The following is a 24,721-nucleotide window of genomic DNA, read 5'->3' as shown; positions in this document are numbered from 1 at the left end:
TTAGAAGGAATGATTATGGAGGAACAGTCAGAAACACTCAGTTCCAAGAAAGAATTTGCCTTTGTCTCAAGCACCATATTATCCCAAGTTGGACGAGGAATCATTGTCGGTCTCGTCGTAGGGCTCATCGTCGGATCCTTTCGGTTTTCAATCGAAAAAGGCTTCCACCTGATACAAGGACTTTATCAAGATCAAGTGCACCTAGTGCGCAATCTTTTTATCATTGGTCTGTTTTATTTAATAGTTTGTTGGCTCAGTGCGAAATTAACTCGATCAGAAAAAGATATCAAAGGCTCAGGAATTCCTCAGGTCGAAGCCGAATTAAAGGGATTGATGACTCTCAACTGGTGGGGAGTTCTTTGGAAAAAATATATTCTAGGAATTCTTGCTATTGCAAGTGGCCTTATGCTGGGGCGTGAAGGACCAAGTATTCAACTTGGAGCAGTCGGGGGCAAAGGAATTGCCAAATGGCTCAAATCCAGTCCAGTAGAGGAACGTTCTCTTATTGCGAGTGGAGCTGCAGCAGGTTTAGCCGCAGCCTTTAATGCTCCGATTGCAGGACTTCTCTTTGTCGTAGAAGAAGTTTATCACCATTTTTCACGCTTTTTCTGGGTCTCAACTCTAGCAGCCAGTCTCGTAGCAAACTTTGTCTCTCTGCTCATATTTGGCCTAACACCCGTACTGGATATGCCAGACAATATCCCACTCATGACCCTAGACCAATATTGGATTTACCTCCTTATGGGAGTTTTTCTTGGACTATCTGGTTTTCTCTATGAGAAGGCTGTACTCAATGTCGGTAGAATTTATGACTGGCTTGGGCAAAAAATCCGTTTGGATAGAGCTTATTACCCAATTCTTGCCTTTATTCTCATCATACCAGTCGGCATCTTCTTGCCACAAATCCTTGGAGGTGGAAATCAGCTGGTTCTTTCCCTAACTGAGCAAAATTTTAGTTTCCAAGTTCTATTAGCTTACTTTTTGATTCGCTTTGTTTGGAGCATGATTAGCTATGGAAGTGGCCTTCCAGGAGGAATTTTTCTACCCATTCTGGCGCTTGGTTCCTTGCTTGGTGCCCTAGTTGGTGTCATTTGTGTGAATATTGGACTTGTCAGTCAGGAGCAATTCCCTATATTTGTCATTCTAGGAATGAGTGGCTATTTTGGAGCAATATCAAAGGCACCCTTAACCGCTATGATACTCGTAACTGAGATGGTAGGAGATATTCGCAATCTCATGCCACTTGGCTTAGTAACCCTAGTTTCCTATATCATCATGGATTTACTCAAGGGTGCGCCAGTCTATGAGGCCATGCTAGAAAGAATGTTGCCAGAAGAAGCAACAGATGAAGGAGAAGTTACACTCATTGAAATCCCTGTATCTGACAAAATCGCTGGAAAACAAGTACACGAGCTCAACTTGCCTCATAACGTCCTAATCACAACACAAGTTCATAATGGCAAGAGCCAAACAGTTAACGGCTCAACCAGAATGTATCTGGGGGATATGATCCACTTGGTGATTCCAAAAAGTGAAATTGGGAAAGTCAAAGATTTGTTGTTGTAAATCAAAAATATTATTACATAATTTTTATTATGTAATAAATGTATCAAGAATATTTTGTTGATTTTGATAAGGGAGGACATACATCATAATGAAAATACTAGATGCTCTATATGAGTTTTATGGTGATTTTGAATTCATTAAAGAAAAGTGGAATGAAAAATACGAAGGTATTCTTATCAAAATAAAGGATGAGCAAGGATATAAAAGATGCCGCTTAGCAAAAAGAACACCGAAAAAAGAAGGATATTTTACAGTTTTTTGGAAAAAAGACAAAAATAACATGAACATTCCTTATACCAATGAAGATTTGGGAACTGAACTTGTTATCGTTGTCATCGATAATGATAAAAAGGGGCTATTTATTATTCCAAACGAAGTTGCTACTTGTAAGAAAATTCTCTCAACAAAAAACAGCAAAGGAAAAATGTCCATGCGATTTTATCCGCCTTGGTGCACAAATTTAAATACAACGGCTCAATCAACACAAAAATGGCAATTGAAATTTTTTAGAGAAATTCAATTATAAGAATGACTTTGAAAAATTCCTAGTAGATTCATATCAAACACAAAGACTTGGTTCTTATGAAAAAAGAACCAAGTCTTTGTGTTAGTTTCTCAGGAATAAAGTACATTATAGACAATTTTTGTCGAAAAAATTTTTTAGTTATTAAAAATGAAATCATTTTTGGTTATTTTAGTTATTCTATTAAAAAGCTCTATAATATCTTTCCGAAAAACTATAATTTTCTTGAAAAATAAATAAGTCTATGCTATACTACTAGTAAACTTATTTATGGAGAAAATACATGAAACGTGAGATTTTACTGGAACGAATCGACAAACTAAAACAAATCATGCCCTGGTATGTTCTGGAATACTACCAATCTAAGCTGGCTGTACCTTACAGTTTTACAACCTTGTACGAATACCTCAAGGAATACTATCGATTTTTTAGCTGGGTTTTGGAGTCTGGCATTTCAAACGCAGATAAAATGGCTGATATTCCTTTATCTGTCTTGGAAAATATGTCTAAGAAAGACATGGAATCCTTTATCCTTTATCTACGAGAACGTCCTTTGCTGAATGCTAATACAACCAAGCAAGGAGTTTCTCAGACAACTATCAATCGGACTTTGTCAGCACTTTCTAGTCTTTATAAGTATTTGACTGAGGAAGTTGAAAACGATCAGGGCGAACCTTATTTTTATCGTAATGTAATGAAGAAAGTTTCAACAAAGAAAAAGAAAGAAACACTTGCTGCCAGAGCTGAAAACATCAAGCAAAAACTCTTTTTAGGTGATGAAACAGAAGGTTTTCTAACTTATATTGACCAAGAGTATCCACAACAACTTTCAAATCGCGCCCTATCTTCATTTAATAAAAATAAAGAACGTGATTTGGCCATTATCGCCCTTCTCTTGGCGTCTGGTGTCCGCTTATCTGAAGCTGTTAATCTGGATCTAAGAGATCTCAACCTCAAAATGATGGTTATTGATGTTACTCGAAAAGGTGGCAAACGTGACTCTGTCAATGTCGCTGCCTTTGCAAAACCTTATTTAGAAAATTATCTGGCCATTCGGAATCAACGCTATAAAACGGAAAAAACAGATACAGCTCTTTTTTTGACACTCTACAGAGGTGTTCCTAATCGTATCGATGCTTCCAGCGTTGAGAAAATGGTTGCTAAGTACTCTGAGGACTTCAAAGTCCGTGTAACACCCCATAAACTACGACATACCCTAGCAACCAGGCTCTATGATGCCACTAAATCGCAAGTTTTAGTCAGCCACCAACTAGGACACGCCAGTACACAAGTCACAGACCTCTATACTCATATCGTTAATGATGAACAAAAGAATGCTCTAGATAGTTTATAAAATACATAAATTAAATTATGTAATATATGGTTTTTAAAAAAGAAGCTGGTCCTACAACCAACTTCTTTTTGGTTTATCCAACTACCGCTTCAGCGATTTCTTCACGGCTAATACCAGCGAAGTAGCGTGTGATATCAATGGTTTCTATATTTTGAAATTCTCATTTGCCTACTACTAATTTAACTATAGCAAAAATAATGCAGATAAGGAAGGATATTTTTGCTTGCAGGAATTCTAAAAATCAAGCTTTTCTAGATTCAAATCTCTTCATAATCACAGTTAGACGCCATCGGTAGAGCGCCCCACTCACGATCAGACTAATAATCAAGCCAATCCAGTAAGAATACGCTCCAAAATCTGTTAGGGAATCAAATACCATAGCCACTGGGATTGTTACGCCCCAATAACCAAGCAAACCAAGGTAAAAAGGAATAACGGTATCCTTATACCCCCGTAAAATTCCCTGAAGCGGTGCCGCAAAGGTATCTGCTAACTGGAAGAAAAGGCTGTAAGTCAAAAAACGCGCTGTCAAATCGATAAATTCTGGATCGTTACCATAAAGACTGGCCACATTTTCCCTAAAAATGTAAAGGAAGGTTAAGGTGAAGGCAGCAAAAATGAGGGCAGTAAATCTTCCTAAACTAATATAGGTTTTCGCATCATCAAATCGCTTGGCTCCCACTTCATAGGAAACAACAATAGCCATAGCCGATGAGATACTCATAGGGAAGGCATACATGAGAGATGAAAAATTCATAGCTGACTGGTGACTAGCAATAATCAAGGACGAGAACTTTGCCATAATCAAGCCAACCACAGAAAAGATAGCCACTTCCGCGAAGACAGTCCCCCCAATAGGCAGACCCAAGCGAACTCCTTCCTTGATTTTATCCATATTAAGCGGAATTCGTTTCTCAAGGTGTAAGGCTTTGAGCTTCTCCTGTTTAAGTAAAACCAGAACAGAAATTCCCAGCAAGACCCAGTAAGCCAAGGAAGTACCTAAACCAGACCCAGCACCTCCCAGTTCTGGAACACCAAAGGCCCCGTAAATCAAGAGATAGTTAAATCCACTATTCAAGGGAAGTAACAAAAGCATGAGATACATAGACAGTTTGGTCAACCCCAGCGAATCCAGCAAGGAGCGAATGACACTAAAGAGCAACAGGGGGATAATCCCGATAGATAAAAACCAGAGATAACGAACTGCTACTGCCGCCACTGGTACTTCTAGTCCAATATGATTCAAGATTGGTGGTGCCAAAAAAAGTACCATCCCCAGCAAGACCACAGATAGACCCAAGGCCAAATAAATAAACTGGTAAAAATCAGACGCAACCTCTTCCTTTTTGCCTCGACCAAGATGGTGACCAATGATGGGCACCAAGGCCGATACAATCCCTGTTAGAAAGGTAAAGAAAGGGTTCCAGATACTGGTTGCCATAGACACACCAGCCAAGTCCATGGTATTGTATTGGCCAGTCATAGTCGTATCAACAAAAGATGCAGAATAATTGGCAAATTGATAAATCAGGATAGGGAAAAATATCTTTAAAAATAAGATAAATTTGTCTTTAAAATGATGGGTTTGGTACATATAGGCTCTCTATCTTTTTGTTTACAGATCAGACTTCCATCTAGTTTTGATAGACAATTTGTCCCTTACAGATGGTATATTTAACCTGCCCTTTTAAGGTTTCACCGATGAATGGTGAATTAGCTGCTTTTGAAGCAAAATGGGAGTCCACAAGGCGGTCAGCCTTAGCATCAAAAATAGTGATGTCCGCTGGACCATTCTCAGCCAAGTAACCTGCTTCAAAATTGTAAAGCTTGGCTGGGTTGTATGTCGTCTTTTCTAGTAATTCCATCAAACTCAACTCACCAGCTTCCACCAAATAAGTTAAACCGAGGGAAAGAGAAGTTTCCAAACCAGTCATACCAGATGGTGCTTTGGTAATATCCTCAACGTTTTTCTCATCTGCATGGTGAGGGGCGTGGTCCGTCGCAATAACTGTGATGACGCCTGATTTGAGACCTTCAATAACAGCACGACGGTCTGATTCCAAACGAAGCGGCGGATTCATCTTGGCATTGCTTCCTTGTGTCAAAAGAAGTGCTTCTGTCTTAGAGAAATGCTGTGGCGCTACTTCTGCTGTGACTTGCGCACCTAGCCCCTGAGCAAACTCAACTACTTTAACACTCTCTTCCTTAGACAAATGCTGAATATGAACATGGGCCTTGGTTGCATAGGCAATCATGACATCACGCGCCATCATAGCATACTCAGCCACCCCAGTCGCACCGCAGATATGGAAATGTTCTTTAGCAATATTTTCGTTAAAGCCAAGAATCCCATTCAAACCTGGATCTTCCTCATGAAGACTAATAAAGGTATTAAGCTTTTTGGCTTCCTCCATGGCTTCCTTGACTACTTTACTGCTTTCAAGTGGGATACCGTCGTCTGAGAAACCAACCGCACCAGCTTCTAAGAGTGCCTTGAAGTCAGTCAAGTCTTGGCCATTAAAATTTTTAGTAATGGTCGCTACCGTCTTGACATTGATCTTCTCTTTGGCAGCTGACTGGAGAACTTCTTGCAAAGTCTCCACATCCGAAATGGTTGGACTAGTATTAGCCATCATGACAACCGTTGTAAAACCACCTGCCGCAGCTGCTAGGGCACCTGTATGAATATCTTCCTTGTGAGTTTGACCAGGTTCACGGAAATGAACATGAATATCGACCAAACCAGGAGCAACTACAAGACCACTAGCATCAATTATCTCTGCTCCTTCTTCCGTGATCTCAGACGCAATTTTGATAATTTTCCCACCTTGAACTAAGACATCACACACTTGATCCAAACCAGTCTTGGGATCCATTACACGTCCATTTTTGATTAGTAGCATCTGCTTTCTCCTTTATTCATAGAAATCAACTTGGGTATCCAACAATTTATCCCCATCATAAACAAACTTGGCTGAAAAGAAGGGTTTATCCTCTAAAAGCCACCCAACAAAGGTATGGTCACCTTCCCAAGTCGGCTTACTCAAAACCTCATCATAGGGAACCCATTCCAGCGTCCCCTCATTGCAGTCAATCAAGTCCCCTTCAAACTCTGTCACCTTAAAAACATAGGTGTACCAGTCTAAATCTGGTGTAAATTCAGGAAAAGTGATAACACCTTTTAGAACTGGCTTGGCTTTCAGTCCTGTCTCTTCGAGGATTTCACGCGCCGCGCATTCCTGAGGGGTCTCTCCTCTCTCTAGCTTACCACCCACACCAATCCATTTCCCTTCATGAACATCATTTGGCTTCTTATTACGGTGGAGCATGAGCAGTTCTTTCCCGTTATCAATGTAGCAAATTGTCGCTAACTGAGGCATATTTTCTCCTTATCTAAGCCAATCGATTGGCTCTTGTCCTGTCTCTTTTAAGAATGCATTAGCCTTGGAAAAAGGCTTGGAACCCCAAAATCCTCTATAAACCGACAAAGGACTGGGATGGGCTGATTCGATAATCAAGTGATGAGGATTGCTAACCAAGGTCTTCTTCTTGCGTGCATAAGCTCCCCAGAGTACAAAAACAACTGGTCTATCTAGATGATTGACCACCTGAATCACAGCATCCGTAAAAGGCTCCCATATCTGACCAGCATGACCATTGGCCTGTCCAGCAGGAACCGTCAGACAAGCATTAAGAAGCAAGACTCCTTGCTCAGCCCAAGCTGTCAAATCATGAGATTTCTTGACCCCGATATCATCTGACAATTCTTTCAAGATATTTTGCAAGGATGGCGGAGCTGGAATAGAGTCAGGTACAGAAAAACTCAAGCCCTGCGCTTGACCTGGCCCGTGATAGGGATCTTGCCCTAGAATCACCACCTTAACTTCTTCAAGCGGTGTTGTCAAGAGAGCCTGAAAAACCTTTTCCTTGGGTGGATAAATAGTCCCCTGAGCATAGACCTGATTCATAAACTGATTGATTTTCCCGAAATAACCCTCAGGTAATTGCTCCTTAATCAAAGCATGCCAAGACGAATGTTCCATAGCCGACTCCTTCATTTTTACTGCCTCTATTATAGCAAAAAGTGGCTGTCTAAACCACTTTTTACAGTTTATCTAAACAATCCAGCAAGTCTCGGTAAGAATGGACTTCGTAGGTTGGCTGGGCTTGTGTGGGATTTTCGAGTTGATGAGGATTGTACCAAATCGTGTCAATCCCAGCATTATTGCCGCCTTGAATGTCGGCGGTTAGAGAATCTCCAATCATCAGCGTCTTTTCTTTACTAAAACCTGCAATCTGTTGGCCAATCTTTTCATAAAAGAGAGCATCAGGCTTTTGTGTTTGCAACTGTTCAGAGATAAAGACTTGATTGAAATAAGGTGCCAGACCCGATTGAGCCAAGCGCCCTGTCTGAATGGCAGTAATACCATTTGTCGCAGCATATAGCTCATAATCACGCTCGATGAGGCTGTCCAAAAGTTCATGAGCACCCGAAATCGTTTGCCCCTGCTGAGCGAGGTAAAATTGGTAACGCTGGGCTAGAAAACTACCGTCTTTTTCCTGTCCAAAATGAGCAAATAAACGAGAAAAGCGCGTGTTAACCAGCTCTTGTTTACTAATTTTCTTTTGCTCTAAGTCCTTCCATAGAGCCTTGTTCATAGGAACATAATAGTCTTTATAAGCCTGAATATCTGTACCCCCTTCTTCTTTTAGAAGTTGCGTCAAAGCCACATCCTCAGCAGCATCAAAATCAAGAAGAGTGTGGTCGAGATCGAAGAGTAGAAATTTGTAGGACAATTTGAGAGTTTTCCTTTCTGAAAAGAATTATGAATATTATAGCATAAAGTAAGAAAGCCATACCAATTTATTCCATCTATTTGACATACAATTATCGCAACTAAAGGCTACAAGTATACTTATAAATCACTCTTCTAGACTTTTGATTGTCAAAATCTTTCAGAATAGAACAATTCTATCTATCGAATATCCTAACTTCATAAATATCTATGCAATTCTAAACCTAGAATTCCTATAAAATAGATGTTTTTGCACTATTCTAAGTCATTGATTGCCTTAAATTTTAATTTTTAAAGAATTCTAAAGCTAGAATAGTCCCATCCCAATCAGTTTTGATTGATTCACAATTTAGAAACACTATAGCTTTACTCCTGTTAAAATAAAAAGGAACTGCGCAAGCAATCCCTTTCTGATTTTGTAATAATCTACTTAAAATTTGATAGTTGAGATAATCAATAACTCACCTATAAAAGAAATGATAGGATGATTCCTTATTTATTGATTTCAAGCTCCGACAACTGTGTTTGAATAACTGACAGTTCTGCACCAGCCTGAAGAAGAGCAGCTGCAGTATAGGCACCTTCTACAATTGGAACCCTATTGATCATGATACTTTTATCACTGAAATCAGCCACCATTTCTAAGTTCATTTTAGCAGAACCTAGGTCAAAAAAGCTAATAAAGTATCTGCTGGATTTTCGGAAACAACCCTATCTACTTGATCAAAACTCGTTCCAATTCCTCCATCTTCGGTTCCTCCTACATAAGTAATCGGAATATCTTTAGCTACTTCACTAATCAGTTCAACGACACCTTGTGCAATGTGTTTAGAATGTGAAACGATAACAAGACCAATACTTCCCATTAAACCACCCCAGTTTCTAAAAGAGCAGTAAAGAGTAATCCTGATGAAAATGATCCAGGATCAATATGTCCAAGAGAACGTTCTCCTACATAAGATGCCCTTCCTTTAGTTGCAAGTAAATCTTTGGTAGCATTCACTAGCTTATCAATAACCTCTTGAGTCAATTGGCCTGCAGACAAAGCAGCAATAACAGGAGTCCAAACGTCAAGCATTGTCTTTTCTCCAACTTCTGCTTTCCCACGTTTGACAATCATATCCAAACCACTTTGTAAGATTTCCTCTATTTTCGAATTAGAATCAGCCTTGGCCATGCCCATAAAAGCAGAGCCATACAAGGGACCAGAAGCACCGCCTACCTTACTCAGTAGTTGCATTGAGACAAGTTTAAAAACATCACTGCTGGTCTCAAATTGCTTTCCTTCTAAGTTTTCCATAACTGCAGCCATTCCACGCGCCATATTTCCACCGTGGTCTCCATCCCCTATAGGAGTGTCTAACTCACTAAGGTAATCTTTCTGTTCTTGAATCTTTTCATTAAAAAGCTTCATCCATTCAAGAGCTTGTTCAACATTCATGCGACATTTCCTCCTTGAGTTTTACCAAGCTGGCGTAGTAATAGGCGCATTTAGAGCATCCAACCACTCATCATCTGCCAATCGAATCAATGTTAATGACAAACCAGCCATATCGATTGAGGTCATATAGTTTCCAATTTTCTTAAATGCCAACTCAACACCTTTTCCATGGAGTAATTTAGCCACATCATTTGCAAATACGTATTGTTCCATAAGAGGAGTGCTTCCTAAACCATTAATGAGAAGGCCATAGCGTTCACCAGCCTTAAGTTGGAAACCTTCAGATAGTTTTTCAACCAATTCTAACGCCAATTGTGCAGAACGTTGCATTTTCTCTTTTTTATATCCGGGTTCACCGTGAATACCAACACCATATTCAAATTCATCATCTTCTAGAACAAATCCTGGTTTCCCAACTTCAGGAACGGTTGCTCCAGACAAGGCCAGCCCAATTGTTTTTATTTCTAAGACAAGTTTATCGGCTAAGTCCTTCATTTCAGATAATGATTTACCAGAACGAGCCGCATCACCCAAAATTTTATGGACTAAAATAGTACCTGCAACACCTCGACGGCCTTGGGTATAGAGACTATTTTCAACAGCGATATCATCATCAACCACAACACTTGCTACATCAATACCTTCCATTTCAGCAAGTTCTTGTGCAATTTCAAAGTTCATAATGTCACCAGAATAGTTCTTGATGACCATGAAAACTCCAGCCCCTTCATCAGCCGCCTTAATGGCTTCTAAAATTTGGTCCGGAGTAGGTGAAGTGAAGACTGCTCCACAAATGGCAGCAGACAACATTCCATCTCCTACAAATCCAGCATGACTTGGTTCATGTCCTGAACCTCCACCTGAAATGAGTCCAACTTTTCCTGTCTTTTCTGCCTTTCTAACGATGACATCAAAACCATCTAAGCGTTCTACCAAGTCATCATGCATGAATGACAATCCCTGCAACATTTCATCAACAACTTGTGTCGGTTCATTTATAATTTTTTTCATGAGAAACTCCTTTCGGCATGTACCTTTGTTTTCGCTTTCATTATATATTTTTTATCGCTGGCTGATAAGGGACAGATTCTATTATTTGTCCCCTTTTAAACCCGTTTAAAACATTTTTTTGGTAAAATGAAGTAAGTAAAAGAAAGGTTTCCTATGGCATCATCACTTATTACAAAAAAACGTATTGCCAAGGCATTTAGAGACCTATTAGCTACTAGAGAATTTGATAAAATCTCTATTGTAGATATCATGGAATCAGCTGGCATTCGTAGACAGACCTTTTATAATCACTTTCTTGACAAATATGAACTGCTAGACTGGATATTTGAAACTGACTTAACCGAGTATATCACCAATAACTTGGACTTCATTTCGGGCCAAAAACTATTACAAGAATTATTTTTTTATTTCGAACAAGAGCGTGACTTTTATATTCAACTTTTTGATATTCAAGGGCAAAATAACTTCTATGACCACTTTATCAGCTACTGTCGCTTGCTTGTATCAAAAATTTTAAGAGAATACGGTCAGATTGATATCGATTCATCTGCTTATACTTGTTTTTTGTTAGACTATCATTCACATGCTCTAGCAGAAATCGTAAAAGCTTACGTCAATAAAAAAAGTCCAGTTCCACAACCAGACTTTCTAATCATGACAATTATTGGAAAGAGACCACAATGACATTCATTTCAAATCATAAACAGAAAATTATTTCAAGTTACATTTCAGCAACTGTCAGCAGTCATCCTGAATTAGAAAAACACCCTACCTTACCTTTAGTCTATCAAAAAAATCGCAATCCTCATCAGGTTCCAATATTGGCGGGTGGAGGTTCTGGTCACGAACCTGCGCATATTGGATATGTGGGAGAAGGAATGCTTACTGCTGCTATCTATGGCCAATTATTTACTCCTCCTACAAGAACTGAAATCTTAGAGTCCATTCGTTTTTTAAACAATGGTCACGGTGTCTTCATCATTGTAAAAAATTTCGAAGCAGACATCAAAGAATTTAGTTCGGCCATTAACACTGCTAGACAAGAAGGAATTAAGGTCGGCTATAGTCTAGCACACGACGATATTTCAATTGAACCTCACAATAGATTTCAAATTAGAGGAAGAGGGCTTGCAGGGACAATCTTACTTCATAAAATCCTAGGATATGCAGCTCAAAATGGTGCCGACATCGAGCAACTAACTGATTTAGGTCATCAGCTTGCTCCCGAAATCGCAACAATTGGCTTTGCAACCAAATCTGCTAGTCTCCCCCAAGCCACCCTTCCACTATTTAACTTGGAAGAAAGAAATATTTCTTATGGTATTGGGATACATGGCGAAGAAGGATATCGTATCGTCCCATTCCAATCATCGGAAATCCTTGCAAATGAAATTATAAGTAAATTAAGATTGCACTATCATTGGAAAAAAGGTGATCAATTTATATTGCTTGTAAATAATCTAGGCACTACTACCAACCTAGAAATGGGTATATTTATCAATGATCTCCTTCAACTCTTAGAAATTGAAGGAGTCACTATTACCTTTATAAAATCAGGAACATTTATGAGCAGTCTAGATATGGCAGGTATATCCGTAACTCTTTGCCCCGTAAAAAATAAACAGTGGTTAGAAGCGCTCAATGCTCCAACGACAGCTTTTGCATGGTAATTTGCTTGTATAACTCAAAAGGGCTACATCACTTGATAGCCCTTTTAATCTTATCTTACTTTTAAAAGAACACATTCTTGCCATTTCAAATAGGCCATCTATCCCTTACAATTCTTCCGATGAACCTTGAGCTTTTTCGTAGCCCAATCATAGTGGCTTGACGTGCTACTAACAAAGTAGGAACCTAGACTTGTTCCTCCCGTCCACTTATAGATACCTTTGGTAAAGAGTTCGTCATTGCTAAAAACTTCTATCAACTCTAAAACCTCCCTATGTGATTGTTCTAGGAGTCTAGTCGCTTCTTCTAAGGACGTTTTCTGGTGCTTCTTCCAAAAAGCGACATTCATTTCTCCATAAGTTTTCCAAGTATAAGGTGCAGGGAGAAAAGGTCTTTCGTGACCTTCTTGATTAGAATGTACCCAAGTCAAAAGTAACTGCTGCCATTCATAAAGATGGATCAAGACATCCCGTAGATTTTTATCCCTTTTCCAGTGAGCTTCTTTTTTCTTTAGGTCTCTTGAAAAATCAAATGGAGTCTGTAGCTCATCTTCACTTAGTTGGGAGATGAAACGATTGAGCTTTTCATAGTTTTCCTTAGAGGCCAGCATTAGCTCCTCTTTTGTTTTCGGTCTAGGCACAGGAGTACTCCCTTCATATTACTACTTATTATTAGAGATTTTTTATCCTTTAAATCTCTACAACTTATCCTTTAATTTCTCAACAAAGAGGTAGGCTGCCGGACAGGTCAAAGTATTCTTAATCGTCAAATGGTTGATTTGATGGATCTTTTTGCGGTCTGTATGAGGAAATTCTCGGCAGGCCTTGGGACGAACTTCATAGATGGAACAGAGATTATCTCCTCCTAGAAAGGGACAAGGCATGGATTTAAAAACCTTATCACCATCTTCATCTACCTGCAGAAACTCCGCTTCAAAAGCTGGTAATTTCATCTTAAAGTACTTAGCAATACGAGTGATGTCTGCTTCCTTAAAGTCAGGCCCCAATGTCTTGCAACAGTTAGCACAGGCCGTACAATCAATCTCTGCAAAGACTTCCTCGTGAATCTGCTGGGCTATCTTATCTAGATTTTTTGGTGGCTTTTTCTTTAAATTTGCTAAAACTTTGCGATGCTCCTTCTGCTTTTGCAAGGCTAGCTGGTGGTAGTACTCAATATCAATTTCTTTAGACATGGTTTCTCTCTTATTCTAATTACTTTCCCCTATTATACCATGCCTATGAACCATTGAAAAGTGGACTTTATTAGACTATACTTTCCCAAAATGCGTCAAAAAACATTGCAACTAGGTTACAAGGTTAATGACATTAATCGAAGTTAACGTATTCTTTTTGAAGTTCAAGGACTTCTTCCATTGTTGAACACTCTGTAAGGGCACGGTTAGCGTACTCTTCCATCTTAGCAGTATCCAATTTCTTCATCAAGCTACGTGTACGAAGTACTGATGTTGCTGACATAGAGAATTCATCCAAGCCCATTCCGACAAGAAGTGGAACAGCTTTTTGGTCACCAGCCATCTCACCACACATACCAGCCCATTTACCTTCAGCGTGAGCTGCCTTGATAACGTTGTTGATCAAGCGAAGGATTGATGGGTTATATGGTTGATAAAGGTATGAAACTTGTTCGTTCATACGGTCTGCTGCCATTGAGTATTGGATCAAGTCGTTTGTACCAATTGACATGAAGTCTACTTCTTTTGCAAATTGGTCTGCAAGCATCGCTGCTGCAGGGATTTCAATCATGATACCAACTTGGATGTCATCCGCAACTGCAACACCTTCAGCAAGAAGGTTTGCTTTTTCTTCTTCATAAACTGCTTTAGCTGCACGGAATTCTTTCAAAAGGGCAACCATTGGGAACATGATACGCAATTGACCATGAACAGAAGCACGAAGAAGGGCACGGATTTGTGTACGGAACATTGCATCTCCAGTTTCAGAAATAGAGATACGAAGGGCACGGAATCCAAGGAATGGGTTCATTTCATGTGGCATATCGAAGTAAGGAAGTTCCTTATCTCCACCGATATCCATTGTACGAACAACCACTGGTTTACCATTCATTCCCTCAAGAACAGCCTTGTATGCTTCATACTGTTCGTCTTCTGTTGGGAAGTCTTGAGAATCCATGTACAAGAACTCTGTACGGTAAAGTCCAACAGCTTCTGCACCGTTGTTGTTAACACCTTCAACATCTTTTGGAGTACCGATGTTAGCTGCCAACTCGAAGTGTTTACCGTCAGCAGTCACTGTTTGAGCATCTTTCAAAAGTGCCCATTCAGCTTTTTGTTTAGCATAAGCTTCACCAGCTGCTTTAAATTCTGCCGCTTGTTCATCTGTTGGGCTGATAATCACTTCACCAGTAATTCCGTTAACGGCAAGGATATCACCGTCTTTCACCACTTCAGTGATGTTATTTGTTCCCAATACAGCTGCAATTTCAAGTGTACGTGCCATGATAGCTGAGTGGCTTGTACGTCCACCGATGTTTGTTACAAAAGCTTTTACAAAGTTTTTGTCTAATTGAGCTGTATCAGATGGTGTCAAGTCATGCGCAATCACGATTACTTCTTCATTTATAGAAGCTGGGTTTGGCAATTTCTTACCAAGAAGGTTTGCCAATACACGTTTTGTCACGTCTCGGATATCCGCTGCACGTTCTTGCATGTATGGGTTGTCTTCCATGCCTTCAAAGATAGTGATGAACATGTCAGTCACTTCTTTAAGACCTGCTTCTGCATTGACTTTCTTAGCACGAATTGTTTCTTTAATCTGACCAATCAATTCTGGGTCAGAAAGAACCATCAAATGAGCGTCAAAAACTTGAGCCGCTTCTTCACCAAGCGTACCTACAGCTTTCTCGCGGATAAGAGAAAGCTCGTTTTGAGAAGCTTCAAGAGCAACATCCAAACGAGCCTCTTCTGCGTTTGTATCTTCGACTGAAATAGTCTCGAATGACAAATCCGGTTGAACGAGTAGATATGCTTTTGCAACTGCAACACCGTCAGATGCTGCGATTCCTTTAAGCATTTCTGTCATTTCCCTTATGCCAATCCTTCTTTTTCCATTGTTTCTGAGATTGCAGCGATAGCGTCATCTGCATCTGCACCTTCAGCTGAGATAGTTACGTCAGCACCTTGGCCAACACCAATACTCATAACACCCATAATTGATTTAAGGTTAACTGATTTACCTTTGTACTCAAGAGTGATATCTGAAGCAAATTTGCTAGCAGTTTGTACCAACAATGTTGCTGGACGTGCGTGAATACCTGTTTCTGCCACTACGTGGAAATCTTTAGAAGCCATAGTTTGACTCTCCTTTTGTTCTTTCTTTTTTTGAGTTATATGTGATAACCCTTACAATTTGGTATTATACCATCTTCTAGGATTTTTTTCAAGCATTTTCTGGATTTTCCTTCAATTTCCTTTCAGATAACTTGCTGAAAATCTTCTATCATAGATAACAAAACACAGGATATAGTTTCTTTAAAAACGATTTATAGGATAATCATTGCTATTTTATAAAGCAAACACTACATATTGTGTTTTGTGAGCTTGAGTAGAAAAACTGACCACTATATTTAGTTCAAATCATTGACAAATTTTTATTTTCTGATATACTAAGATAGTATTAAATTTTGAAGAGGAGTTACACAATGGTAACCGTTTATTCTAAAAACAATTGTGTCCAATGTAAAATGACCAAGCGTTTCTTGGACAGTAATAATGTCTCTTATCGTGAAATCAATCTTGATGAGCAGCCTGAGTACATCGATCAAGTTAAAGAGCTCGGTTTTAACGCAGCTCCTGTTATCCAAACACCAACTGAAGTCTTTTCAGGTTTCCAACCAGGAAAACTGAAACAATTAGCATAATCTTAGTACATCATCCAGAAGAAACTGCTTCTAGGGCTAACTTAGAAGCCTTTCTTTTGTAATTAGATAAGGGAAATTTTATGGGATTAAAACATCTTGAGGACGTGACTTACTTCCGTCTCAATAACGAAATCAACCGTCCTGTCAATGGACAAATCATGCTTCATAAAGATAAAGAAGCCTTGGATGCCTTCTTTAAAGAAAATGTCGTTCCAAACACTATGGTTTTTGATTCAATTAAAGATAAAATCAACTACCTCATTGACCACAACTACATCGAAACAGCCTTTATCAAGAAATACCGTCCAGAGTTCTTGGAAGAATTGTCACAATTTATCAAAGACCAAAACTTCCAATTCAAGTCTTTCATGGCTGCCTATAAATTTTACAATCAATATGCCTTAAAAACCAACGACGGTGAATATTATCTTGAAAGTATGGAAGACCGTGTCTTCTTTAACGCCCTTTATTTCGCTGATGGGAATGAAGCTGTTGCAATTGATATTGCCAATGAAATCATCTATCAACGCTACCAACCAGCTACTCCTTCTTTCCTCAATGCTGGACGTGCTCGTCGTGGGGAGTTGGTATCTTGTTTTCTAATCCAAGTGACGGATGATATGAACTCTATCGGACGTTCTATCAACTCAGCTCTTCAACTTTCACGTATTGGTGGTGGTGTGGGAATTACCCTCAGCAATCTTCGTGAAGCTGGTGCACCTATCAAAGGCTACGAAGGAGCAGCTTCTGGTGTCGTACCAGTCATGAAACTCTTCGAAGACAGCTTCTCTTACTCTAACCAATTGGGTCAACGTCAAGGTGCTGGTGTTGTCTACCTCAACGTCTTCCACCCAGACATCATCGCCTTCCTTTCAACTAAGAAAGAAAACGCTGATGAAAAAGTTCGTGTCAAAACCCTATCACTTGGTGTTGTAGTACCCGATAAATTCTACGAATTGGCGCGTAAAAATGAAGAAATGTACCTCTTCAGCCCTTACTCTGTAGAAAAAGAATACGGTGTGCCATTCAACTACATCGACATTACTGAAAAATACGATGAATTGGTCGCAAATCCAAATATCCGTAAGACAAAAATCAAGGCGCGTGATTTGGAAACTGAAATCTCTAAATTGCAACAAGAGTCTGGCTACCCTTATGTAGTCAACATCGACACGGCTAACCGTGCAAATCCTGTTGATGGAAAGATTATCATGAGTAATTTGTGTTCTGAGATTCTTCAAGTCCAAGAACCAAGCTTGATCAACGATGCTCAAGAATTCCTTCAAATGGGAACGGACGTTTCATGTAACCTTGGTTCAACCAACGTGGTCAACATGATGACTTCACCTGATTTTGGTCGTTCTATCCGTGCTATGGTTCGTGCCCTTACTTTCGTTACAGATAGTTCACACATCGTAGCTGTTCCTACCATCGACCACGGAAATAGCCAAGCTCACACCTTTGGACTTGGTGCCATGGGACTTCACAGCTACCTTGCGCAACAACTGATTGAGTATGGATCCCCTGAGTCTGTTGAGTTTACTAGCATCTACTTCATGCTCATGAACTACTGGACCTTGGTAGAATCAAACAATATCGCGCGTGAACGTGGTATCACCTTCCACAACTTTGAAAAATCAGACTATGCTAAGGGAAGCTACTTCGACAAGTATATTACAGGCGAATTTATTCCAAAATCAGACCGTGTTAAAGAACTTTTTAAAGATGTCTTTATCCCAAGTGCTGCTGACTGGGCTGAACTTCGCGACAAGGTTCAAGCAGATGGTCTTTACCACCAAAACCGCCTTGCTGTAGCGCCAAATGGTTCGATCAGTTACATCAATGACGTCTCTGCTTCTATCCACCCGATTACGCAACGTATCGAAGAACGTCAAGAAAAGAAAATCGGTAAAATCTACTACCCTGCTGCTGGCTTGTCAACAGAAACCATTCCTTACTACACTTCTGCTTACGACATGGATATGCGTAAGGTTATTGATGTCTATGCTGCTGCAACTGAGCACGTGGACCAAGGACTTTCACTCACCCTCTTCATGCGTAGTGACATTCCAAAAGGTCTTTACGAATGGAAGAAAGAAAACAAACAAACGACACGTGACTTGTCTATCCTTCGTAACTATGCCTTTAACAAGGGTATCAAGTCTATCTACTACGTTCGTACCTTTACAGATGACGGTGGAGAAGTTGGTGCTAACCAATGTGAAAGCTGTGTGATTTAATTCGTCGCTCTATAAATACAATTGATACTGTTCGTAATTTTTTCTAACTTTTATTCATTTTAGGAGACTGATAAATTGTTTTTATTTGGTAAAACAAAACAAGAAAATAAAAAAAAGAAATTTCATTTTTAAAAAAAGAGAATTCATCTTTAAAAAAGGAAAATTCCTTCATGAAAAAGAAGGTTGATAAAGTAGCTTCTGATGGACTGAGACACGGAAGTTCAGAGGGCGCTAAACACTTAGCAGGAAAAAGAAGAAAATAATTTTTTACAAGATCGAAAGAAGAAAACATGTCACAAACTTACTACAAAGCCATTAACTGGAATGCCATCGAAGATGTCATCGACAAATCAACTTGGGAAAAGCTGACGGAGCAATTCTGGCTTGATACACGTATTCCCTTATCAAATGACTTGGATGACTGGAGAAAGTTATCAAACAAGGAAAAAGACCTGGTCGGTAAAGTCTTTGGTGGATTAACTCTCTTGGATACCATGCAATCTGAAACTGGGGTTCAAGCCCTTCGCTCGGACATCCGTACACCACATGAGGAAGCTGTTTTCAATAACATCCAATTTATGGAATCTGTTCACGCTAAATCTTACTCATCAATCTTCTCTACCTTGAATACTAAGGCTGAGATTGAAGAAATTTTCGAATGGACCAATACCAATCCTTACCTACAAAAGAAGGCAGAGATTGTCAACGAAATCTACCTAAATGGTAGCCCACTTGAAAAGAAAGTTGCCAGCGTCTTCCTCGAAACCTTCCTCTTCTACTCTGGTTTTTTCACCCCCCTCTACTATCTTGGTAACAACAAACTAGCCAACGTTGCGGAAATCATTAAATTGATTATTCGTGATGAATCTGTTCACGGAACCTACATCGGATATAAATTCCAACTCGGTTTCAATGAATTACCTGAAGAAGAGCAAGAAAAACTTAAAGAATGGATGTACGACCTGCTCTACACTCTCTACGAGAACGAAGAAGGCTATACAGAGAGCCTCTATGACGGTGTTGGTTGGACGGAAGAAGTCAAAACCTTCCTTCGCTACAATGCCAACAAGGCTCTCATGAACCTGGGACAAGATCCACTCTTCCCAGATTCAGCTGATGATGTCAACCCAATCGTTATGAACGGTATTTCAACCGGAACATCTAACCACGACTTCTTCTCTCAAGTCGGAAATGGTTACCTCCTTGGCGAAGTTGAAGCCATGCAAGACGATGACTACAACTACGGTTTGGACTAATTCAACTATCCCGGTACTGATAACAAATATCATGGTCTGTTTAAAACAACCATGGTATTTTTGTTTTTGTTTTCTTTTGTTTTTTAAATTGATTGATTGAATACTTTATGATAAAATAGTAATAGAAATAGAGGTGATAAGGATGTTAAAGCAGGAAAAACTAGATAATATTCTAGAAACGGTAAATACAAAGGGAACTATTACTGTAAAAGAAATCATGGCTCGCTTAGATGTATCCGATATGACTGCCAGACGCTACTTGCAAGAGTTAGCTGACAAAGATTTACTTGTTCGGGTGCACGGGGGAGCTGAAAAAATTCGCACAGGTTCTATTTTAAATAATGAACGTTCCAATATTGAAAAACAAAGCTTACAGATTGCAGAAAAACAAGAAATCAGCCGTTTTGCAGGCCATTTAATCGATGAGGGGGAAACTATTTTTATCGGCCCAGGGACAACCTTGGAATCTTTTGCTCGTGAACTTCCAATTGATAATATTCGTGTTGTAACAAACAGTTTACCAGTCTTTCTCATCCTAAACGAACGAAAACTAACAGATTTGATTTTAATCGGTGGCAACTATCGCTCCATCACTGGAGCCTTTGTCGGAACACTAACCTTGCAAAACTTGGCTAATTTACAATTTTCTAAAGCCTTCGTTAGCTGTAATGGTATTAAGGACAATGCAATTGCGACCTTCAGCGAAGAGGAAGGTGAATCCCAACGCATCGCCCTCAACAATTCCAATAAAAAATACTTACTAGCTGACAATAGTAAGTTCAATAAATTTGATTTTTATACCTTCTACAATATCTCTGATATCGATACCATCGTTTCAGATTCTAAACTGAGCAAAGAAACGTTTGAACAACTTTCAAAACAAACAAAAATTATTCTTTCTAAACCATAAAACTGAGTATTGATAAAATTTAAAATGCGTCATATCAAGAAAATAAGAATCTTGATATGACGCATTTTTGGATGAAGATTGTTACAAAGAGTTTCCTAGATTCTTTATGATTGTTGAAACGGCATAAAATCTGAATCAAAGGAGATATTATCCCATTCTTCAGGACTGATAAAATTTAAAAAGATATTTTTAAATTCTTCCAGCTCATAGTCTGAATGGCAAATCCATTCTTTACCGGTAGAGACATACCATTTCCCAAGTTTTTTCAGCTCCTCATTAGTCAAACAAGGTATTTGAGAACATTTATCAAAATTGATAATATAAACTTTTTCATAAATTGATTGGATAAAATCTTTAAACATCTTTATGCCTCACTAAAATTCTATATCTAATTACTCATTCTACTACTCAATCACTTGAGTTTCTGATACTTTCTTATACCAGTGAGCTGATTTCTTAGGATAACGTTCTTGAGTTTCAAAGTCTACATAGAAGAGACCGTAACGTTTTTCATAACCGTTTGACCATGAGAAGACGTCCATCAATGACCAAATGAAGTATCCTTTGACGTTTGCACCATCAGCAATAGCATCAGACAAGACCTCTAAGTGTTGCTTCACGTAATCAATACGACCATCATCGTAAACAGTGTTATCAACGAACTCATCTTTATATCCAAGACCATTTTCAGTGATGTAAATCTTCTTGTAGTTCGGATAATCTTTCTTCACGCGCATGATTTGGTCATACAAACCTTGAGGGTAGATAATCCAATCCCAATCCGTACGTGGTACATAGTCAGGAGCTACACGACGACCAACACCTTTAATTTGGTATTTAGAGCTTCCTTTTTCACCTTTACCATTATGGATGATTTCTGTTTCTCCATCAAATGCTTCCATCCAGTCACTCATATAGTAATTAATTCCAAGGAAGTCATTCAAGTCTTTTGCGGCTTCTAATACTTCGAAATCTTCTTCACGAAGATCTAAGCTACCACCATTGGCAGCCAAGATAGCCTCTACCCCTGCCAGAGTCTTTTCAGAGTAGTGACCCAGATAAGTTGCATCCAAGATAAATTTGTTATGGATAATGTCCTCCAACTCTGCCGCACGAACATCTGCTGGATTTTTAGGATCTAAAGGATACTTGGTTGGCAGTGCGTGAACAACACCAATTTCACCTTTGTAACCTTTATCTTTATATAGCTTGACTGCACGCGCATGAGAAACCATCATATTATGGTGCGATTGGAAAACTTTAGCAAGGTCGTACTGAATACCTGGAGGGAATTTACCAACCAAGTATTGACCATCACCGATTGGCCCAATTTCATTAAAGGTTGTCCAATAGTTTACTTCTGGGAATTCTTCAAAACAGAAGGCAGCGTAGTCTACAAAGTATTCAATGTTTTCACGGTTTAAGAAGTCTCCATTTGAGTGGAGAGCTTCTGGCGTATCAAAGTGATGAAGAGTTACAAATGGCTCAACGTGACGTTTGTGACACTCTGCAAATAAATTATGATAAAACTCAACACCTTTCTGATTTACTTGACCGTAACCGGTTGGGAAAATACGTGACCAAGCAATAGAAATTCGAATACCATTGACACCATACTCTTCTGCTAGTTTGAGGTCAACTGGATATCGATTGTAAAAATCACTAGCTGGTTCGGCAGTGTACCAGTAGTTATCTTCAAGATATTTATCCCAAGCAACTGGTCCTTTACCATCAGTATGTGTAGCACCTTCTGCTTGATAGGCAGCAGTTGCGCCACCGAAAATAAAGTCTTTTGGTAATGTTTTTGTCATTTTTTTCACCTATTTCTTAATTTAAATAAAGTAAAAGTGAGAGGAGAGGAGTCAGTGAGCCATCCTTCTCCATCTCACTTCTTGTACCAAGTCACCGAATTGTGACATGAGGAGGTAAAAACAATATCTTTTTACCGACGAATTAACAAGGCGATTAGGAAATTCGCCATAGCGATTTCCGTAACGAGAGGAGACTGTTTTATAGTCCCTATCGTTAATCGAATTGAGCTTGTACGAATGCAAGAGCACCTTTTCCATCACGAGTTAATTTGATGTATTGAGCTCCTTCTGTCTTGGCAAGTTTAATACCGAGTTTATCGGTTTCTGCTTTCATATCTTCAAAGTTTGAAGCCACTTGAGGGGCAAGGATAACTAAATCAAACTCTGGCAACATTTCACGGTGAGCACCATAGCCACCTGCTGCTGCTTTCACAGGGACATTGTATTCTGCTGCTGCCTTATTCAAAGCATTCGCAAGAAGTCCACTTGTCCCTCCACCAGCACAGAGAACGAGGACATTTGTTTCTTCAGTGATGGTATTTTGTACTGCTTCTACACCAGCTTTTTCAAGAATAGCATCTGCTTTTGCAGTGTTGAAGTTTGCAGCAACTTTTTCTTTCAATTCATCATTAGATTTACCTGAACGCTCTTCTTCAAGAATTTGTTCATCATAGACTTTAAGGAATGGATAGTAAATGACTACGTCAACCACGATTAGAAAAGCAGCAAGAATGAATGATAGAAATTGGAAGTTCGTACCAAGAACTAGACCTAATGGAGCTGGAGTTGTCCATGGTAGATTAGCAGTAAATGAGTTCATTCCAAGTGTTTCAATAAAGAATTTGAAGATCCAAACGTTTGCGATTGGAGCAAAGATAAATGGAATGAAGAAGATTGGGTTCAATACAAGTGGTGCACCAAACAAGATTGGTTCGTTTACACCAAAGAAAGTTGGAACTACTGAAGCACGTCCGATTGCACGGTTACGTTTCGATTTTGTTAACCACATAAACATGAATGGAACAACCAATGTCGCACCAGTACCACCCATGGTAACGATAAACATTTGTGTACCAGAAGTAAGAATCTTGTCAGCGTGCATACCTTGTTGGAGAAGGTTCAAGTTGACTTCGGCATTAGCATAGGTAATAGCTGCGATAGCAGGCTCAACGATAGATGGACCATGGATACCAACAAACCAGAAGAAGGCAAAGGCACCAAAGATAATGGTAATACCTAGATAGCCATCAGCTGCAGAGAATAATGGAGCAAAGAATTTACCGATTGATTCTGCCACACTAGAACCAACAAAATGACGAGCTAGTAAATCAAGAGCATAAAGTGAAACAACTGAGAGAGTGAATGGAATCACATCTTTAAAAACTTGTGAGATATTTGGTGGAACTTCGTCAGGCATACGAATAGTGACGTTGTTCTTAACACAAACTTTATAGATTGCTACGGTAACAAAGGCTGAAAGGAAGGCTGAAAGCAAACCTTTTGTCCCTAAAAATCCAGTAGCTAGACCATTTTCGATAGGATCAGCTGCCAACATTAACAAACCAACAATTGCTGCCAACAGTGTTGACATATAGTTGATTTGATTGGTTTTCTCCATGCTACGGTTTACTGAGTCGGTCAATGACTTGGCAGTTGTACCAGCTACTAAGAGAGCCAGAATTCCCATTGAATAGCTGTAAGGTTTCATCAGAAAAGCTACAACTTCATCAGACCATTTAAAGCCCCATGAGTTTGGTACAAAGGCAATCAAGATAAAGATACTTGAGAAGAGAATAACAGGCATACCTGCAATGAAACCATCACGAATAGCACGAAGATAGATATTACGAGATAATTTCTCAAAGAAAGGTTTTCCTTTCTCAATAAATTCAATTAGTTTATTCATTATTTAACTCCTCTCTTGTAGAGTTCAATTAAATGGTGCATCAAATCTTTTAACAAAATAGTTGTCATCAAGTGGTCTTGGCCATGCATCATGGTTACACTATAAGCTAAGTCCTCACCTGAAGCTTCCTTAGTTAATAGACTTGTTTGCGCGTGGTGAGCCTCTGCAATGCAAGAACCAGCTTCCTCGACTAAGCTATCTGCTTTCGCAAAATCGCCAGCTTCAGCAGCCTTCAAGGCTTCCAATAGTTTTGAACGAGCATCGCCAGCATAGGCTACGATTTCAAAACCTAACAATGTTACTTCTTCTCTATTCATGATAGAGACCTCCTTATATAGTTTT

General features: G+C 39.3%; 24 protein-coding genes and 2 pseudogenes. 9 read left to right on the top strand and 17 right to left on the bottom strand.

The window, feature by feature from the left end:
• Positions 1-15: 15 nt before the first annotated feature.
• The 3 genes from SMI_RS05355 to xerS all read left to right on the top strand — a co-directional run bounded on the left by SMI_RS05355 (position 16) and on the right by xerS (position 3,443).
• A complete protein-coding gene (locus tag SMI_RS05355; RefSeq protein ID WP_000392584.1) occupies positions 16-1,566 on the top strand; it encodes a ClC family H(+)/Cl(-) exchange transporter in 1,551 nt (516 codons plus the stop codon).
• 88 nt (positions 1,567-1,654) lie between these two features.
• A complete protein-coding gene (locus SMI_RS05350; RefSeq protein WP_000696089.1) occupies positions 1,655-2,092 on the top strand; it encodes a MepB family protein in 438 nt (145 codons plus the stop codon).
• 280 nt (positions 2,093-2,372) lie between these two features.
• Positions 2,373-3,443 (top strand): tyrosine recombinase XerS, encoded by a 1,071-nt coding sequence (gene xerS / locus SMI_RS05345; protein WP_000817875.1) that lies wholly within the window; start codon positions 2,373-2,375, stop codon positions 3,441-3,443.
• A gap of 73 nt (positions 3,444-3,516) precedes the next feature.
• Here the strand turns inward: xerS and SMI_RS05340 are convergent.
• The 9 genes and pseudogenes from SMI_RS05340 to dhaK all read right to left on the bottom strand — a co-directional run.
• A pseudogene (locus SMI_RS05340) lies at positions 3,517-3,597 on the bottom strand (lipoate--protein ligase); the annotation flags it as partial.
• A gap of 87 nt (positions 3,598-3,684) precedes the next feature.
• Positions 3,685-5,037: a sodium-coupled multidrug efflux MATE transporter PdrM gene (gene pdrM, locus SMI_RS05335; RefSeq protein ID WP_000284947.1), complete on the bottom strand. Its 1,353-nt coding sequence runs from the start codon at positions 5,035-5,037 to the stop codon at positions 3,685-3,687.
• 40 nt (positions 5,038-5,077) lie between these two features.
• Positions 5,078-6,346: a dihydroorotase gene (locus SMI_RS05330; protein ID WP_000924530.1), complete on the bottom strand. Its 1,269-nt coding sequence runs from the start codon at positions 6,344-6,346 to the stop codon at positions 5,078-5,080.
• Positions 6,347-6,358: 12 nt separating this feature from the next.
• Entirely contained in the window at positions 6,359-6,823 is a 465-nt protein-coding gene (locus tag SMI_RS05325; protein ID WP_001135770.1) for an NUDIX hydrolase, read from the bottom strand.
• A gap of 9 nt (positions 6,824-6,832) precedes the next feature.
• The gene (locus SMI_RS05320) at positions 6,833-7,486 is read right to left on the bottom strand and encodes a uracil-DNA glycosylase (RefSeq protein WP_000401337.1); all 654 of its coding nucleotides are present in this window, start codon (positions 7,484-7,486) and stop codon (positions 6,833-6,835) included.
• A gap of 61 nt (positions 7,487-7,547) precedes the next feature.
• Positions 7,548-8,240: a YjjG family noncanonical pyrimidine nucleotidase gene (locus tag SMI_RS05315; protein ID WP_000120609.1), complete on the bottom strand. Its 693-nt coding sequence runs from the start codon at positions 8,238-8,240 to the stop codon at positions 7,548-7,550.
• Positions 8,241-8,731: 491 nt separating this feature from the next.
• Positions 8,732-9,105 (bottom strand): annotated as a pseudogene (gene dhaM / locus SMI_RS05310) (dihydroxyacetone kinase phosphoryl donor subunit DhaM).
• Positions 9,105-9,680, bottom strand: coding sequence for a dihydroxyacetone kinase subunit DhaL (gene dhaL, locus SMI_RS05305; RefSeq protein WP_001100264.1), 576 nt, complete (start codon positions 9,678-9,680; stop codon positions 9,105-9,107). The pseudogene dhaM and the gene dhaL overlap by 1 nt, the downstream one beginning before the upstream one ends.
• Before the next feature lie 21 nt (positions 9,681-9,701).
• Entirely contained in the window at positions 9,702-10,691 is a 990-nt protein-coding gene (dhaK, locus tag SMI_RS05300) for a dihydroxyacetone kinase subunit DhaK (protein WP_000720682.1), read from the bottom strand.
• A gap of 153 nt (positions 10,692-10,844) precedes the next feature.
• Between dhaK and dhaS the strand changes: the two genes are divergently transcribed.
• Both dhaS and dhaQ read left to right on the top strand, forming a co-directional pair.
• The gene (gene dhaS / locus SMI_RS05295) at positions 10,845-11,375 is read left to right on the top strand and encodes a dihydroxyacetone kinase transcriptional activator DhaS (RefSeq protein ID WP_000168609.1); all 531 of its coding nucleotides are present in this window, start codon (positions 10,845-10,847) and stop codon (positions 11,373-11,375) included.
• Positions 11,372-12,361, top strand: coding sequence for a DhaKLM operon coactivator DhaQ (dhaQ, locus tag SMI_RS05290; RefSeq protein WP_000142822.1), 990 nt, complete (start codon positions 11,372-11,374; stop codon positions 12,359-12,361). Before dhaS ends, dhaQ begins: the two co-directional genes overlap by 4 nt.
• Before the next feature lie 98 nt (positions 12,362-12,459).
• On the opposite strand, the gene SMI_RS05285 is transcribed toward dhaQ, so the two are convergent.
• The 4 genes from SMI_RS05285 to SMI_RS05270 form a co-directional block, all read right to left on the bottom strand.
• The gene (locus SMI_RS05285) at positions 12,460-12,999 is read right to left on the bottom strand and encodes a ClbS/DfsB family four-helix bundle protein (RefSeq protein ID WP_164925519.1); all 540 of its coding nucleotides are present in this window, start codon (positions 12,997-12,999) and stop codon (positions 12,460-12,462) included.
• Positions 13,000-13,056: 57 nt separating this feature from the next.
• Positions 13,057-13,551 (bottom strand): YkgJ family cysteine cluster protein, encoded by a 495-nt coding sequence (locus tag SMI_RS05280; protein ID WP_000031472.1) that lies wholly within the window; start codon positions 13,549-13,551, stop codon positions 13,057-13,059.
• A gap of 133 nt (positions 13,552-13,684) precedes the next feature.
• Positions 13,685-15,418, bottom strand: coding sequence for a phosphoenolpyruvate--protein phosphotransferase (ptsP, locus tag SMI_RS05275; protein WP_000138124.1), 1,734 nt, complete (start codon positions 15,416-15,418; stop codon positions 13,685-13,687).
• Between the two features lie 5 nt (positions 15,419-15,423).
• A complete protein-coding gene (locus SMI_RS05270; RefSeq protein ID WP_000146946.1) occupies positions 15,424-15,687 on the bottom strand; it encodes a phosphocarrier protein HPr in 264 nt (87 codons plus the stop codon).
• A 350-nt stretch (positions 15,688-16,037) separates the two neighbouring features.
• On the opposite strand from SMI_RS05270, the gene nrdH reads away from it, so the two are divergent.
• The 4 genes from nrdH (at position 16,038) to SMI_RS05250 (ending at position 20,662) form a co-directional block, all read left to right on the top strand.
• Complete coding sequence (gene nrdH / locus SMI_RS05265) at positions 16,038-16,256, top strand: glutaredoxin-like protein NrdH (protein ID WP_000259246.1); 219 nt, start codon at positions 16,038-16,040, stop codon at positions 16,254-16,256.
• 80 nt (positions 16,257-16,336) lie between these two features.
• Positions 16,337-18,496 (top strand): class 1b ribonucleoside-diphosphate reductase subunit alpha, encoded by a 2,160-nt coding sequence (gene nrdE, locus SMI_RS05260; RefSeq protein WP_000523239.1) that lies wholly within the window; start codon positions 16,337-16,339, stop codon positions 18,494-18,496.
• A gap of 290 nt (positions 18,497-18,786) precedes the next feature.
• A complete protein-coding gene (gene nrdF, locus SMI_RS05255) occupies positions 18,787-19,752 on the top strand; it encodes a class 1b ribonucleoside-diphosphate reductase subunit beta (protein ID WP_000084433.1) in 966 nt (321 codons plus the stop codon).
• Between the two features lie 142 nt (positions 19,753-19,894).
• Complete coding sequence (locus SMI_RS05250; protein WP_000917572.1) at positions 19,895-20,662, top strand: DeoR/GlpR family DNA-binding transcription regulator; 768 nt, start codon at positions 19,895-19,897, stop codon at positions 20,660-20,662.
• 104 nt (positions 20,663-20,766) lie between these two features.
• Here SMI_RS05250 and SMI_RS05245 read toward each other — a convergent pair whose 3' ends face one another.
• The 4 genes from SMI_RS05245 to SMI_RS05230 form a co-directional block, all read right to left on the bottom strand.
• Positions 20,767-21,024 (bottom strand): DUF3884 family protein, encoded by a 258-nt coding sequence (locus SMI_RS05245; protein WP_000471579.1) that lies wholly within the window; start codon positions 21,022-21,024, stop codon positions 20,767-20,769.
• 42 nt (positions 21,025-21,066) lie between these two features.
• Positions 21,067-22,473 (bottom strand): 6-phospho-beta-galactosidase, encoded by a 1,407-nt coding sequence (lacG, locus tag SMI_RS05240; protein ID WP_000169284.1) that lies wholly within the window; start codon positions 22,471-22,473, stop codon positions 21,067-21,069.
• Between the two features lie 214 nt (positions 22,474-22,687).
• Positions 22,688-24,379, bottom strand: coding sequence for a lactose-specific PTS transporter subunit EIIC (locus tag SMI_RS05235; protein ID WP_001037363.1), 1,692 nt, complete (start codon positions 24,377-24,379; stop codon positions 22,688-22,690).
• Positions 24,379-24,696 carry a PTS lactose/cellobiose transporter subunit IIA gene (locus tag SMI_RS05230; protein ID WP_001078324.1) on the bottom strand — a complete coding sequence of 106 codons (318 nt, stop codon included), beginning with the start codon at positions 24,694-24,696 and terminating at the stop codon, positions 24,379-24,381. Before SMI_RS05230 ends, SMI_RS05235 begins: the two co-directional genes overlap by 1 nt.
• Between the last annotated feature and the right edge of the window lie 25 nt (positions 24,697-24,721).

Origin of the sequence: Streptococcus mitis B6 (genome assembly GCF_000027165.1) — a bacterium.
GTDB lineage: Bacteria > Bacillota > Bacilli > Lactobacillales > Streptococcaceae > Streptococcus > Streptococcus mitis_AR.
Note: the sequence above shows the minus strand (reverse complement) of the source record. Positions and strands in the feature narration are given on the sequence as shown.

What these genes read in the sequence shown, in the direction of transcription:
- SMI_RS05320 (WP_000401337.1), bottom strand. Translation starts at nt 7,486, where the DNA reads ATGGAACATTCGTCTTGGCATGCTTTGATTAAGGAGCAATTACCTGAG.
- dhaL (WP_001100264.1), bottom strand. Translation starts at nt 9,680, where the DNA reads ATGAATGTTGAACAAGCTCTTGAATGGATGAAGCTTTTTAATGAAAAG.
- SMI_RS05280 (WP_000031472.1), bottom strand. Translation starts at nt 13,551, where the DNA reads ATGTCTAAAGAAATTGATATTGAGTACTACCACCAGCTAGCCTTGCAA.
- xerS (WP_000817875.1), top strand. Translation starts at nt 2,373, where the DNA reads ATGAAACGTGAGATTTTACTGGAACGAATCGACAAACTAAAACAAATC.
- SMI_RS05250 (WP_000917572.1), top strand. Translation starts at nt 19,895, where the DNA reads ATGTTAAAGCAGGAAAAACTAGATAATATTCTAGAAACGGTAAATACA.
- nrdH (WP_000259246.1), top strand. Translation starts at nt 16,038, where the DNA reads ATGGTAACCGTTTATTCTAAAAACAATTGTGTCCAATGTAAAATGACC.
- ptsP (WP_000138124.1), bottom strand. Translation starts at nt 15,418, where the DNA reads ATGACAGAAATGCTTAAAGGAATCGCAGCATCTGACGGTGTTGCAGTT.
- SMI_RS05330 (WP_000924530.1), bottom strand. Translation starts at nt 6,346, where the DNA reads ATGCTACTAATCAAAAATGGACGTGTAATGGATCCCAAGACTGGTTTG.
- SMI_RS05350 (WP_000696089.1), top strand. Translation starts at nt 1,655, where the DNA reads ATGAAAATACTAGATGCTCTATATGAGTTTTATGGTGATTTTGAATTC.
- dhaQ (WP_000142822.1), top strand. Translation starts at nt 11,372, where the DNA reads ATGACATTCATTTCAAATCATAAACAGAAAATTATTTCAAGTTACATT.
- nrdE (WP_000523239.1), top strand. Translation starts at nt 16,337, where the DNA reads ATGGGATTAAAACATCTTGAGGACGTGACTTACTTCCGTCTCAATAAC.
- SMI_RS05355 (WP_000392584.1), top strand. Translation starts at nt 16, where the DNA reads ATGGAGGAACAGTCAGAAACACTCAGTTCCAAGAAAGAATTTGCCTTT.
- dhaK (WP_000720682.1), bottom strand. Translation starts at nt 10,691, where the DNA reads ATGAAAAAAATTATAAATGAACCGACACAAGTTGTTGATGAAATGTTG.
- SMI_RS05235 (WP_001037363.1), bottom strand. Translation starts at nt 24,379, where the DNA reads ATGAATAAACTAATTGAATTTATTGAGAAAGGAAAACCTTTCTTTGAG.
- pdrM (WP_000284947.1), bottom strand. Translation starts at nt 5,037, where the DNA reads ATGTACCAAACCCATCATTTTAAAGACAAATTTATCTTATTTTTAAAG.
- SMI_RS05270 (WP_000146946.1), bottom strand. Translation starts at nt 15,687, where the DNA reads ATGGCTTCTAAAGATTTCCACGTAGTGGCAGAAACAGGTATTCACGCA.
- nrdF (WP_000084433.1), top strand. Translation starts at nt 18,787, where the DNA reads ATGTCACAAACTTACTACAAAGCCATTAACTGGAATGCCATCGAAGAT.
- lacG (WP_000169284.1), bottom strand. Translation starts at nt 22,473, where the DNA reads ATGACAAAAACATTACCAAAAGACTTTATTTTCGGTGGCGCAACTGCT.
- SMI_RS05325 (WP_001135770.1), bottom strand. Translation starts at nt 6,823, where the DNA reads ATGCCTCAGTTAGCGACAATTTGCTACATTGATAACGGGAAAGAACTG.
- SMI_RS05230 (WP_001078324.1), bottom strand. Translation starts at nt 24,696, where the DNA reads ATGAATAGAGAAGAAGTAACATTGTTAGGTTTTGAAATCGTAGCCTAT.
- SMI_RS05245 (WP_000471579.1), bottom strand. Translation starts at nt 21,024, where the DNA reads ATGTTTAAAGATTTTATCCAATCAATTTATGAAAAAGTTTATATTATC.
- dhaS (WP_000168609.1), top strand. Translation starts at nt 10,845, where the DNA reads ATGGCATCATCACTTATTACAAAAAAACGTATTGCCAAGGCATTTAGA.